9 protein-coding genes, 2 tRNA genes and 3 rRNA genes are annotated in these 13,215 nt (G+C 54.3%); 7 read left to right on the top strand and 7 right to left on the bottom strand.

What is annotated here, in order from left to right; translation table 11 throughout:
- The first annotated feature begins 17 nt into the window (after positions 1 to 17).
- Positions 18 to 596 (top strand): TetR/AcrR family transcriptional regulator, encoded by a 579-nt coding sequence (locus tag ACOYXI_RS10260; protein ID WP_098964827.1) that lies wholly within the window; start codon positions 18 to 20, stop codon positions 594 to 596.
- Between the two features lies 1 nt (position 597).
- Here ACOYXI_RS10260 and ACOYXI_RS10255 read toward each other — a convergent pair whose 3' ends face one another.
- Both ACOYXI_RS10255 and rhtA read right to left on the bottom strand, forming a co-directional pair.
- Positions 598 to 879 carry a hypothetical protein gene (locus ACOYXI_RS10255; RefSeq protein WP_096795010.1) on the bottom strand — a complete coding sequence of 94 codons (282 nt, stop codon included), beginning with the start codon at positions 877 to 879 and terminating at the stop codon, positions 598 to 600.
- A gap of 169 nt (positions 880 to 1,048) precedes the next feature.
- Entirely contained in the window at positions 1,049 to 1,936 is an 888-nt protein-coding gene (gene rhtA, locus ACOYXI_RS10250) for a threonine/homoserine exporter RhtA (protein WP_134786968.1), read from the bottom strand.
- Between the two features lie 682 nt (positions 1,937 to 2,618).
- On the opposite strand from rhtA, the gene ACOYXI_RS10245 reads away from it, so the two are divergent.
- The 6 genes from ACOYXI_RS10245 to mrdA all read left to right on the top strand — a co-directional run bounded on the left by ACOYXI_RS10245 (position 2,619) and on the right by mrdA (position 9,967).
- Positions 2,619 to 4,155: ribosomal RNA gene (locus tag ACOYXI_RS10245) — 16S ribosomal RNA — on the top strand.
- Positions 4,156 to 4,278: 123 nt separating this feature from the next.
- Positions 4,279 to 4,355 (top strand) — tRNA-Ile (locus ACOYXI_RS10240).
- Between the two features lie 9 nt (positions 4,356 to 4,364).
- A tRNA-Ala gene (locus tag ACOYXI_RS10235) sits at positions 4,365 to 4,440 on the top strand.
- Positions 4,441 to 4,677: 237 nt separating this feature from the next.
- Positions 4,678 to 7,569 (top strand): 23S ribosomal RNA (locus ACOYXI_RS10230).
- A 153-nt stretch (positions 7,570 to 7,722) separates the two neighbouring features.
- A 5S ribosomal RNA gene (gene rrf / locus ACOYXI_RS10225) occupies positions 7,723 to 7,838 on the top strand.
- The 16S, 23S and 5S rRNA genes sit together here with 2 tRNA genes alongside, the layout of an rRNA operon.
- A gap of 236 nt (positions 7,839 to 8,074) precedes the next feature.
- Positions 8,075 to 9,967, top strand: a complete 1,893-nt coding sequence (gene mrdA / locus ACOYXI_RS10220; RefSeq protein WP_027611428.1) for a penicillin-binding protein 2 — start codon at positions 8,075 to 8,077, stop codon at positions 9,965 to 9,967.
- Positions 9,968 to 10,035: 68 nt separating this feature from the next.
- Here the strand turns inward: mrdA and ACOYXI_RS10215 are convergent, their stop codons facing one another.
- From ACOYXI_RS10215 to ACOYXI_RS10195, 5 genes are all read right to left on the bottom strand, one after another.
- Positions 10,036 to 10,707: a hypothetical protein gene (locus ACOYXI_RS10215; protein WP_097088530.1), complete on the bottom strand. Its 672-nt coding sequence runs from the start codon at positions 10,705 to 10,707 to the stop codon at positions 10,036 to 10,038.
- 79 nt (positions 10,708 to 10,786) lie between these two features.
- Positions 10,787 to 10,993 (bottom strand): helix-turn-helix domain-containing protein, encoded by a 207-nt coding sequence (locus ACOYXI_RS10210; RefSeq protein ID WP_003226632.1) that lies wholly within the window; start codon positions 10,991 to 10,993, stop codon positions 10,787 to 10,789.
- Between the two features lie 9 nt (positions 10,994 to 11,002).
- Positions 11,003 to 11,608, bottom strand: coding sequence for a DUF2975 domain-containing protein (locus tag ACOYXI_RS10205; RefSeq protein ID WP_095140016.1), 606 nt, complete (start codon positions 11,606 to 11,608; stop codon positions 11,003 to 11,005).
- A gap of 219 nt (positions 11,609 to 11,827) precedes the next feature.
- On the bottom strand, positions 11,828 to 12,232 hold the full coding sequence (locus tag ACOYXI_RS10200) for a lysozyme inhibitor LprI family protein (RefSeq protein ID WP_461674806.1): 405 nt from the start codon (positions 12,230 to 12,232) through the stop codon (positions 11,828 to 11,830).
- 56 nt (positions 12,233 to 12,288) lie between these two features.
- On the bottom strand, positions 12,289 to 13,209 hold the full coding sequence (locus tag ACOYXI_RS10195; RefSeq protein WP_461674805.1) for an ADP-ribosylglycohydrolase family protein: 921 nt from the start codon (positions 13,207 to 13,209) through the stop codon (positions 12,289 to 12,291).
- Positions 13,210 to 13,215 lie beyond the last annotated feature (6 nt).

The following is a 13,215-nucleotide window of genomic DNA, read 5'->3' as shown; positions in this document are numbered from 1 at the left end:
ATCAAGAGGGCAAGCACATGCGGTATTCCGCCGGTCACAAGCTGGAAACCCGAGAAAAACTGCTGAACAGCAGCGCGCTGTCAGCCAAGCGTTCGGGCTTTTCCACAGTCGGTGTCGATGGTTTGATGAAGGCTATCGGCCTCAGTGGCGCAGCGTTTTATAGCCACTTCTCGTCGAAAAACGAGCTGTTCACGGCGATCGTCGAGCGTGAACTGTGTCAGAGCCTGGAGCGACTGGGAGGGCAGGGGGCGCAGGATCGTGAGCGGCTGGAACGCTGTCTGAAACAGTACCTGAGCATGGCTCACGTGGAGCAGCCTGAATCGGGCTGCGCCTTGCCGACACTGGGTGCGGAAATTGCCCGTTCAGATGATCAGGTTCGCGAGCAGGCAGAGTTGTGGATTTGTCGGTTGCAAGCCAGCTGGGCGCAGATTCTGGAAAGCGACAGCCTGGCGTGGGCGATTCTGTCGCAATGCGTCGGAGCACTGGTGGTGGCGCGGATGCTGGTGACACCGGATATTCAGCGAACGGTATTGAAATCCAGTCATGAGGAAATCGGGCGTCAGCTGGCTGCTCGACAAGGCGAGCAGCCAGCATGATTCATTTGCAGATGACGATCATGCTGCGGCTGGTATAACCGGCCGGATTAAGACCGAACGGGTAGTCGCCGGGTTCTTCCACGGCGTCCCCTGATTTGGCGATGACTTTGTAGCCCTTTGGGGCGCAGGCATTGGCGGCGCTGGTGTAGCACTTGTCCCAAGAGGACGACAGCCCGGAACAGTTGATGTGCAGCCCTTTTTTACCGTGCTTCACTTGGGTCTTGGCGGTGGCTGCGCACCCCGCTACTGCCAATACAGCGATCAGTATCAAAATTCGTTTCATTACCGTCCTTATGGTAGCCACGAGTCTGGCGCTCGGGTCTGCCTGTATTCGCCTGCGCTTTAAGCGGTTCGATATCCCTGTCCGAAAAAATCCATGCCTGGCACTGAGTTAAGGGGTCTAAACATGGCCTAAATGAACGCCAATTGCCAGACCTTCGTCAAATCCTGTTTCAATCTGCCGCTACAACGGGTTTGGCGCTACTGCCCATGGTCATGGTTGCCCCGACGGAAGCCAGAATAATGCACAGGATCGCCATCCATTGTGACAGCGTGAGGTACTCCTGCAGGAATAGCAGCCCGGACAACGCGCCAAAGGCCGGTTCGATGCTCATCAAAGTCCCAAAGGTGCGGGCTGGTATGCGGGTGAGGGCGACCATCTCCAGCGTGTAGGGCAAAGCAGTCGAGAGGATGGCGACGCCGATGGCCACCGGGATCAGCGACGGGGTGAGCAATGCCGCGCCGGCATGCACGATGCCGATCGGGGCGACAAACAGTGCGGCAATCATCACGCCCAGCGCCGCGGTCGTCACGCCGTTGTCGGCGCCAGCCTTTTGGCCGAACAGAATGTACAGCGCCCAGCACACGCCGGCCCCCAAGGCGTAACCGGCACCGACCAGATCAATTCCCGTGGAGGTCGCTCCGGTGGGGATCAACAGGAGCAGGCCAGCTGCCGCCAGAGCAATCCAGAGGAAGTCGATCGCACGGCGAGAGGCGTAGATGGCGACGGCCAGCGGACCCGTGAATTCAAGCGCGACTGCGATGCCAAGTGGCACGGTGCGCAATGACATATAGAAGAGGAAGTTCATGCCGCCCAGCGCCATTCCGTAAACGATCACCGTGCGCAGGGACTGAGCTGTCAGCCTGGCGCGCCACGGACGCAGTAGTAACAGCATGATTACGCTGGCAAAGACCAGGCGCAGGGTGGTCGTCCCCTGAGCGCCAACCACCGGGAACATGCTCTTGGCCAGAGAGGCGCCAGACTGAATGGATGCCATGGCTATTAATAAGAGGCCAACCGGGAACAGCATTGAGGCCAGAGAGCGAGGTTGGTCAGTCATTGCGAGGCATCATCCGAAGGTGAGAGCAGGGTTGAGAGCAGGGTGTTGTTTTAAGTGTTGGGCAATATACTGCGCATTCGCTGACGTTGCATCTATATATAAGCAGGCTTTTTCGGTGCATTGATAGAAAACTGAAATTAACGGTTGACGGCAGATTCAGGAAGTCTATAATTCGCCCCACTTCCGGCGCAGTCGAAACGGAAAACTCCTTGATATTCAATGAGTTACGCAGTTTTCGACAGCGACTTGCTTCAGTTCATCGAAGCCTGGAAGGAGTTGAAAGAGCGGTGATGTTTGGCTCTTTTGACGGTTCGATCTTCTCGGTCGAAAGCGGAGAAAAAGAGGTGTTGACAGCAGCGTGTAACGCTGTAGAATTCGCCTCCCGCTAACGAGAGATCGGAAGCGCAAGTGGTTGAAGTTGTTGAAGAAATCTTCGAAAACTTCTGAAAATAATCACTTGACAGCAAATGAGGCTGCTGTAGAATGCGCGCCTCGGTTGAGACGAAAGATCTTAACCAACCGCTCTTTAACAACTGAATCAAGCAATTCGTGTGGGTGCTTGTGGAGTCAGACTGATAGTCAACAAGATTATCAGCATCACAAGTTACTCCGCGAGAAATCAAAGATGTAACCAACGATTGCTGAGCCAAGTTTAGGGTTTCTTAAAAACCCAAAGATGTTTGAACTGAAGAGTTTGATCATGGCTCAGATTGAACGCTGGCGGCAGGCCTAACACATGCAAGTCGAGCGGATGAAAGGAGCTTGCTCCTGGATTCAGCGGCGGACGGGTGAGTAATGCCTAGGAATCTGCCTGGTAGTGGGGGACAACGTTTCGAAAGGAACGCTAATACCGCATACGTCCTACGGGAGAAAGCAGGGGACCTTCGGGCCTTGCGCTATCAGATGAGCCTAGGTCGGATTAGCTAGTTGGTGAGGTAATGGCTCACCAAGGCGACGATCCGTAACTGGTCTGAGAGGATGATCAGTCACACTGGAACTGAGACACGGTCCAGACTCCTACGGGAGGCAGCAGTGGGGAATATTGGACAATGGGCGAAAGCCTGATCCAGCCATGCCGCGTGTGTGAAGAAGGTCTTCGGATTGTAAAGCACTTTAAGTTGGGAGGAAGGGTTGTAGATTAATACTCTGCAATTTTGACGTTACCGACAGAATAAGCACCGGCTAACTCTGTGCCAGCAGCCGCGGTAATACAGAGGGTGCAAGCGTTAATCGGAATTACTGGGCGTAAAGCGCGCGTAGGTGGTTTGTTAAGTTGGATGTGAAATCCCCGGGCTCAACCTGGGAACTGCATCCAAAACTGGCAAGCTAGAGTATGGTAGAGGGTGGTGGAATTTCCTGTGTAGCGGTGAAATGCGTAGATATAGGAAGGAACACCAGTGGCGAAGGCGACCACCTGGACTGATACTGACACTGAGGTGCGAAAGCGTGGGGAGCAAACAGGATTAGATACCCTGGTAGTCCACGCCGTAAACGATGTCAACTAGCCGTTGGGAGCCTTGAGCTCTTAGTGGCGCAGCTAACGCATTAAGTTGACCGCCTGGGGAGTACGGCCGCAAGGTTAAAACTCAAATGAATTGACGGGGGCCCGCACAAGCGGTGGAGCATGTGGTTTAATTCGAAGCAACGCGAAGAACCTTACCAGGCCTTGACATCCAATGAACTTTCCAGAGATGGATTGGTGCCTTCGGGAACATTGAGACAGGTGCTGCATGGCTGTCGTCAGCTCGTGTCGTGAGATGTTGGGTTAAGTCCCGTAACGAGCGCAACCCTTGTCCTTAGTTACCAGCACGTAATGGTGGGCACTCTAAGGAGACTGCCGGTGACAAACCGGAGGAAGGTGGGGATGACGTCAAGTCATCATGGCCCTTACGGCCTGGGCTACACACGTGCTACAATGGTCGGTACAGAGGGTTGCCAAGCCGCGAGGTGGAGCTAATCCCACAAAACCGATCGTAGTCCGGATCGCAGTCTGCAACTCGACTGCGTGAAGTCGGAATCGCTAGTAATCGCGAATCAGAATGTCGCGGTGAATACGTTCCCGGGCCTTGTACACACCGCCCGTCACACCATGGGAGTGGGTTGCACCAGAAGTAGCTAGTCTAACCTTCGGGAGGACGGTTACCACGGTGTGATTCATGACTGGGGTGAAGTCGTAACAAGGTAGCCGTAGGGGAACCTGCGGCTGGATCACCTCCTTAATCGACGACATCAGCTGCTCCATAAGTTCCCACACGAATTGCTTGATTCATTGAAGAAGACGATAGAAGCAGCTTAAGCTCCAAGCTGATAGCTCTTAGCTAATCAGTTACGCGCTCGAAATTGGGTCTGTAGCTCAGTTGGTTAGAGCGCACCCCTGATAAGGGTGAGGTCGGCAGTTCGAATCTGCCCAGACCCACCAATTTTGTATGGGGCCATAGCTCAGCTGGGAGAGCGCCTGCCTTGCACGCAGGAGGTCAGCGGTTCGATCCCGCTTGGCTCCACCATTAACTGCTTCTGCTTGTTAGAGTTTAGAAATGAATATTCGTGAATGAATATTGATTTCTAGTCTTTGATTAGATCGTTCTTTAAAAATTTGGGTATGTGATAGAAAGATAGACTGAACGTTACTTTCACTGGTAACGGATCAGGCTAAGGTAAAATTTGTGAGTGACTCTTAAGAGTTTTGCGAATTTTCGGCGAATGTCGTCTTCACAGTATAACCAGATTGCTTGGGGTTATATGGTCAAGTGAAGAAGCGCATACGGTGGATGCCTTGGCAGTCAGAGGCGATGAAAGACGTGGTAGCCTGCGAAAAGCTTCGGGGAGTCGGCAAACAGACTTTGATCCGGAGATGTCTGAATGGGGGAACCCAGCCATCACAAGATGGTTATCTTGTACTGAATACATAGGTGCAAGAGGCGAACCAGGGGAACTGAAACATCTAAGTACCCTGAGGAAAAGAAATCAACCGAGATTCCCTTAGTAGTGGCGAGCGAACGGGGACTAGCCCTTAAGTGGCTTTGAGATTAGCGGAACGCTCTGGAAAGTGCGGCCATAGTGGGTGATAGCCCTGTACGCGAAAGTCTCTTAGTCATGAAATCGAGTAGGACGGAGCACGAGAAACTTTGTCTGAATATGGGGGGACCATCCTCCAAGGCTAAATACTACTGACTGACCGATAGTGAACTAGTACCGTGAGGGAAAGGCGAAAAGAACCCCGGAGAGGGGAGTGAAATAGATCCTGAAACCGTATGCGTACAAGCAGTGGGAGCCCACTTTGTTGGGTGACTGCGTACCTTTTGTATAATGGGTCAGCGACTTATTTTCAGTGGCGAGCTTAACCGAATAGGGGAGGCGTAGCGAAAGCGAGTCTTAATAGGGCGTCTAGTCGCTGGGAATAGACCCGAAACCGGGCGATCTATCCATGGGCAGGTTGAAGGTTAGGTAACACTGACTGGAGGACCGAACCGACTACCGTTGAAAAGTTAGCGGATGACCTGTGGATCGGAGTGAAAGGCTAATCAAGCTCGGAGATAGCTGGTTCTCCTCGAAAGCTATTTAGGTAGCGCCTCATGTATCACTGTAGGGGGTAGAGCACTGTTTCGGCTAGGGGGTCATCCCGACTTACCAAACCGATGCAAACTCCGAATACCTACAAGTGCCGAGCATGGGAGACACACGGCGGGTGCTAACGTCCGTCGTGAAAAGGGAAACAACCCAGACCGTCAGCTAAGGTCCCAAAGTTATGGTTAAGTGGGAAACGATGTGGGAAGGCTTAGACAGCTAGGAGGTTGGCTTAGAAGCAGCCACCCTTTAAAGAAAGCGTAATAGCTCACTAGTCGAGTCGGCCTGCGCGGAAGATGTAACGGGGCTCAAACCATACACCGAAGCTACGGGTATCACGCAAGTGATGCGGTAGAGGAGCGTTCTGTAAGCCTGTGAAGGTGAGTTGAGAAGCTTGCTGGAGGTATCAGAAGTGCGAATGCTGACATGAGTAACGACAATGGGTGTGAAAAACACCCACGCCGAAAGACCAAGGTTTCCTGCGCAACGTTAATCGACGCAGGGTTAGTCGGTCCCTAAGGCGAGGCTGAAAAGCGTAGTCGATGGAAAACAGGTTAATATTCCTGTACTTCTGGTTATTGCGATGGAGGGACGGAGAAGGCTAGGCCAGCTTGGCGTTGGTTGTCCAAGTTTAAGGTGGTAGGCTGAGATCTTAGGTAAATCCGGGATCTTAAGGCCGAGAGCTGATGACGAGTTACCTTTTAGGTGACGAAGTGGTTGATGCCATGCTTCCAAGAAAAGCTTCTAAGCTTCAGATAACCAGGAACCGTACCCCAAACCGACACAGGTGGTTGGGTAGAGAATACCAAGGCGCTTGAGAGAACTCGGGTGAAGGAACTAGGCAAAATGGCACCGTAACTTCGGGAGAAGGTGCGCCGGTGAGGGTGAAGGACTTGCTCCGTAAGCTCATGCCGGTCGAAGATACCAGGCCGCTGCGACTGTTTATTAAAAACACAGCACTCTGCAAACACGAAAGTGGACGTATAGGGTGTGACGCCTGCCCGGTGCCGGAAGGTTAATTGATGGGGTTAGCTAACGCGAAGCTCTTGATCGAAGCCCCGGTAAACGGCGGCCGTAACTATAACGGTCCTAAGGTAGCGAAATTCCTTGTCGGGTAAGTTCCGACCTGCACGAATGGCGTAACGATGGCGGCGCTGTCTCCACCCGAGACTCAGTGAAATTGAAATCGCTGTGAAGATGCAGTGTATCCGCGGCTAGACGGAAAGACCCCGTGAACCTTTACTATAGCTTTGCACTGGACTTTGAATTTGCTTGTGTAGGATAGGTGGGAGGCTTTGAAGCGTGGACGCCAGTTCGCGTGGAGCCATCCTTGAAATACCACCCTGGCAACTTTGAGGTTCTAACTCAGGTCCGTTATCCGGATCGAGGACAGTGTATGGTGGGTAGTTTGACTGGGGCGGTCTCCTCCTAAAGAGTAACGGAGGAGTACGAAGGTGCGCTCAGACCGGTCGGAAATCGGTCGTAGAGTATAAAGGCAAAAGCGCGCTTGACTGCGAGACAGACACGTCGAGCAGGTACGAAAGTAGGTCTTAGTGATCCGGTGGTTCTGTATGGAAGGGCCATCGCTCAACGGATAAAAGGTACTCCGGGGATAACAGGCTGATACCGCCCAAGAGTTCATATCGACGGCGGTGTTTGGCACCTCGATGTCGGCTCATCACATCCTGGGGCTGAAGCCGGTCCCAAGGGTATGGCTGTTCGCCATTTAAAGTGGTACGCGAGCTGGGTTTAGAACGTCGTGAGACAGTTCGGTCCCTATCTGCCGTGGACGTTTGAGATTTGAGAGGGGCTGCTCCTAGTACGAGAGGACCGGAGTGGACGAACCTCTGGTGTTCCGGTTGTCACGCCAGTGGCATTGCCGGGTAGCTATGTTCGGGAAAGATAACCGCTGAAAGCATCTAAGCGGGAAACTTGCCTCAAGATGAGATCTCACTGGAACCTTGAGTTCCCTGAAGGGCCGTCGAAGACTACGACGTTGATAGGTTGGGTGTGTAAGCGCTGTGAGGCGTTGAGCTAACCAATACTAATTGCCCGTGAGGCTTGACCATATAACACCCAAGCAATCTGCATGCTCGAAAGAGACCAGATTGCGGTGTGTGAAGACGCAATGAACCGAAAGTTCGCGATGCTCACAAACACCTGTATCACATACCCGATTTGCTGAAGCGAGGCCAACCGGTCACGAGTCAGTACCCGAATTTCTTGACGACCATAGAGCGTTGGAACCACCTGATCCCATCCCGAACTCAGAAGTGAAACGATGCATCGCCGATGGTAGTGTGGGGTTTCCCCATGTGAGAGTAGGTCATCGTCAAGATTAAATTCCGAAACCCCAATTGCGAAAGCAGTTGGGGTTTTGTTTTGCCCGCAGGAAAGTGCTTCTCTTGTCAGAGTCAGACGGCACGAGAGTTCCAACCGTCGCCGGGACTGCCATTAGGGAAAATCCTTCTGAAGTGACCACTCGGTTTTTGGTATGGTGCAGCTCGTTTTTTAACGGACTGATGTCATGCCCACGGATCGGCACTCAATTTATGTCAAAGAGTTGCTGTAGAAATGCCTGAACCCATCCCGATCAAGGATCACGAAAAAGAGACGCGTCTGGTCAACAAGCGGTTGATCGCCTGCGCTCTGTTCGTCTTTGCCATCAGTTGCGCGCTGGTGGTACGCCTGTACATCCTGCAAGTGGTTGAATACGACTACCACTCGACCATCTCTGAAAACAACCGCGTGCACGTCTTGCCGATTCCGCCGACAAGAGGCCTGATCTACGATCGCAATGGTGTGCTGCTCGCTGATAACCGTCCCAGTTACAACCTGATCATTACCCGCGAACGCGCCACTGATGTTAATCAGGAGCTGGACGAGGTAATCAATCTGCTGCATTTGCCCGCCGAAGATCGTACGATTTTCGATAAGGCCATGAAGCAGTCCCGTCACCCATTCACACCGGTGACACTGTTCTACGAGCTGACGGAGGAACAAATCGCCGTGTTGGCGGTTAACGAGTTCCGTCTGCCGGGCCTTGATGTCGAGCCGCAGTTCGTTCGGCATTACCCGTTGGGGGCGCACTTCGCGCATTCGATCGGGTACGTTGGCCGGATCAACGAAAAAGAATCCAAGACCCTCGATTCGGTAGAGTACCGCGGCACACAATCCATCGGTAAAACCGGCATTGAACGTTTCTATGAAGCGCAGCTGCATGGCCACGTCGGTTATGAAGAGGTTGAGACCAACGCCCAAGGCCGGGTGCTACGCGTGCTCAAGCACACCGATCCGGTCCCTGGCAAAAACATCGTTCTAAGTCTCGACGTCAAACTGCAGGAGGCTGCGGAAGCCGCACTGGGCGACCGTCGTGGCTCGGTGGTGGCTCTCGACCCGTCCACCGGTGAAGTGCTGGCCATGGTCAGCAATCCGAGTTTCGACCCGAACCTGTTCGTCACTGGCATCAGCTCCAAGGAATACTCGGCGCTACGCGATTCCATCGACCGCCCGCTGTTCAACCGTGTGTTGCGCGGCCTCTATGCGCCGGGCTCGACCATCAAGCCGGAAGTGGCAATCGCCGGCCTCGATGCCGGTGTCGTGACGCCGCAGACCCGCGTCTTTGACCCAGGCTACTACCAACTCCCGGATTTCGATCACAAGTACCGTAACTGGAACCACAGTGGCGATGGCTGGGTCGACATGGACGCGGCAATCATGCGCTCCAACGACACCTACTTCTACGACCTGGCACACAAGCTCGGCATCGATCGCCTGCACGACTACATGGCGATGTTCGGCCTTGGCGAAAAGGTCTCGCTGGACATGTTCGAAGAGTCGCCCGGTTTGATGCCGTCTCAGGCCTGGAAGCGTGCCACACGTCGTCAGGCCTGGTTCCCGGGGGAAACGGTGATCCTGGGTATCGGCCAGGGTTACATGCAGGTTACGCCGCTACAACTGGCTCAAGCTACCGCACTGATTGCCAACAAGGGCGTATGGAATCGTCCGCACTTGGCGAAGACGGTCGATGGTGTGGCGCCGGTCGACGAGCATCCGATGCCGAATATCCTGCTTAAAAACCCGCGTGACTGGGATCAGGTCAACCACGGGATGCAGATGGTGATGCACGATGCCCGGGGTATCGCGCGCGCCGCAGCGGCAGGTGCGCAGTATCGCATTGCCGGTAAGAGTGGTACCGCGCAAGTGGTAGCGATCAAGCAAGGCGAGCGCTACAACCGGGAGAAAACCCTCGAACGTCATCGCGACAACGCCTTGTTCGTTGGTTTCGCTCCGGCGGAGCACCCGAAGATCGCCATCTCGGTGATGATCGAAAACGGTGAGGCCGGTGGTCGAGTGGCCGGCCCTGTGGTGCGGCAGATCATGGACGCCTGGTTGCTGGACCAGGACGGCCACCTCAAGCCGCAATACGCGGCGCCGGCCAAGCCGCCGGGTGATCCCCACGTCTAACCCGAGTCAGCTTCACAGCACCGCCTCACGCTGGCTGAGCTGTGAAGCTCTCACGTTTGGGCAACTGACTACTTGCAGCTGTAACCCTCGGGCATCGTGACGCTGTAGTTGCGTTGCATGCGATCCTGGAAGTTCAAATTCTGCAGGCCCTGCTCGACCAGAAACGCTTCGACCTTGGCGGCCTGACAGTCCTCGTTATAAGACGACGCCCGCAGCAGATACACCGTGCGCTTACTTGCCTCATCCCGGGCGGTGACAGTGAAGGTACTGAGGGTGGTGTAGCCGATACGCTCTGACGTTCCCACCGGGCCATAGGTCGTATTGGGCTTACTGGTACAGGTCAGTCGGTCATCTTTCTTCTTGGCGTTCTTGCACACGGTCGTAGTGCTGGTTGGAACTTGCCCATAGTCGGTGGCGGTATAGCGATAAGACACTTGCCGGCTGCCGATATCGAGAGTGACGGTCATTTTGATCGGCGCGTGATTCCTGGGCAGGCTGGCGTCGGTATAAACCTCCTGAAAGCCTCTGTCTTTCAGTGCGTTGACCATGTCGCGAAGATAGTAGCGGGCATTCAGTGCGTTCTCATCGGCGCTGTTGGTCGAGGTCACCAGCACGGTTGCCTTTCGATCGAACGGATAGTCCGGATCAGGTATTGCGTTGAGTGCTACGTCTATTTGCGTGGCGCAGCCGCCAAGCAACGCGGTCAGCATTAATAGGACGCAGAACAAATAACGGGACATGACAAAGACGCCTTGCAACTAAGGATTGAATAAAAGTTAAACGGATGAGGGGGCGATAAATAAACCGCCGCCAGCGGGCTTAGTCTTTCTGGTATTCCAGCAGATCGCCAGGCTGGCAATCGAGCGCAGCGCAGAGCTTGTCCAGAGTTGCCATCTTCACGCCTTTGACTTTGCCGTTTTTGAGCAATGACAGATTCGCCTCGGTGATCCCGAGCAGGGCGGCTAACTCTTTTGAACGAATTTTTTGCGTGGCCATGACTACGTCAAGGCGGACAATAATGGTCATTATATTGTTCTATATGTATTGGCTTTGCTCATCGCTGAGTACTTTTGCGTCACGCATGATAATTGAAAAAATACAGAGTAATACGCCTTTGATTATTTCGTAGGCAGAAGCGGAAGACATGCCGATCGAGAACTGGAAAATCCGATCCCCCGGCGGCAGATCTATCGACAACGCCAGACCTTGCAAGGTCTCTATTAACGGATAGGTCGCCGGAGAAACGATGCAGAGTACGCCCACTCGCCAGAGGACCCTGATGTTGCGGTCGGTCCAGGTTTCGCCGCGCGACAAGCGCAGAAAGAACAAACCGGTCAGCCATAACGCGTAAGCCGACAGGACCACGGGCAGGAAATCCAGAAAAACGATCAGTGCCGTGACCGTTGATGACAGCCAGGTGTCGGGATCAAGCAAGGCACCTTCGACAAACGGGTCAAGCAATTGCGGCGAGCCCTCAGCAAAGGCATAGAGCAGGCCCGCCAGCATTTCATCCTTTTTGAAGAACCAGATCGTTGCGTTGCCGCCGACCTCCGTTACCCCCAGAACCCAGACGAGAATTGCTGCCAGCAGCCCGATCCAATGCATGCGCTGCAGCGCCAATCCGTTGATGTGAGTACTCATGAAAATTCCTGGTTGCTACAATTTGGTAGCGAATTCTCGATGATAAATTATCTAATTACAATAATTAATTTTTGATTTTGATGCTTGAGCATCCTCTTCTAATCCGGCGCCGCATGGTTGCTCGCAGGGTGCGGGGAGTCGGTAGGCTGGTCAGCGTGCGACAGGTGTTTCAAGTATGGAATCAACAAACCTGTTGGCAAAACTGAAACTCCTGCAACATCAGGCCCCTGGCACCGGGCAACTCATGTCACCTTCCTGACACTTCAAATACTGCTTCAGCGCCTCGACCCGCACCTTTGTCACCTCGGTCAGGCAATTGCTGTAAATCAATGGATAAACACTCCCGCCGTCCACACCGGACGCGGAAAACTTGCATTCGGCATCACGAAAGCCGATCCACGCCCGCTGCGCGCTCACCAGAAGCTTTTTGCTGTCGGCGTTGCCCTTCAAACGATTAGTGATCTGCTGATACACCGCGTTCAGCTCCTTGTCCGCTGCCTTGAATTCCTGCCCGGCGCACTGGTTCATGGTGGCCTGATTGCTGGCGTTGGCGCAGTCGACGGCGGCGTGGGCGAGAGGCGTGAACAGGACGGGTGTCAGGGCCAGGAGCAGGCGTGGGAGCATGGTTAATCTCACTGTGTCGGATGAAAGTGCAGAGCAGTTTAGCGGCTATGGTGTTTCTATTCAGGAACGCGAAGCCGTGAGGCTTCGAGCAGGCGATCCGCTGTGGCTGCAATCTCCTCGCCGTCATGAAGTATTTCCAGCCAGTGAGCAGGAATCGCCCGAACGCCATAATAGGCCCCGGCCAATTGACCGACGATCGCGGCAGTGGTGTCAGCATCATCGCCGAGGTTGGCGGCTTGCAGAATCGCCGCTGTAAAACTGTCGGTGTGATGAAAACACCACAGCGCGGCTTCCAACGACTCAACGCTGTAGCCGCTGCCACGGATATCATTGACTGATTTGGCCAGATAATCTCCTCGAGCAATCGCGGCAACTTTAGGCTCAGTGAAAGCTGAGCGCGGCAGCCTGCACAGTTCGCTTTTGCAGGTACCGAACAGCGCGTTGGCGATCAGTTCGGCAAACAATTGACAGCATTCGATGGCTTCAGGGGCCGCGTGGGTTGTCCGCGAACTGTCGCTGGCGAAGTTGCGGATCTGCTGGACGTCAGGGAAGAAAAACAGCACCACCGGCGCCAAACGCATGAGCGAGCCGTTGCCGGCGGTAAACGGGTCGGTTGACCCGGCAAAGGGCTGACCGGTTTGCTGATACTGCGACAGTGCCTGACTGACGGTCATGCCAATATCGAAACAATCCCCCGTCGAGCTCAGATATCCCCACCGCCACCAGTTCAGATAGCGTCCCATCTGGTCCGCCGCATCGAATGTGTTTTTGCTCAGAAGACTCTCCGCCAGGCAAAGCGCCATCGAGGTGTCATCCGTCCATTGCCCGGGCTTCAAGTGAAAGGGTCCACCGCCGACCATGTCCGTCAGCGGCTGGAATGAGCCTCGTGGCTTGAACTCCACCGTGGTGCCGACGGCGTCGCCGCAAGCGAGACCGAGCAGAGCGCCGCGATAACGTTCGGATAGAGATGGCTGCATGCTTCG

The organism is Pseudomonas sp. G3-19, from assembly GCF_054855875.1.
This window is presented reverse-complemented; position numbering and strand designations above follow the sequence as displayed.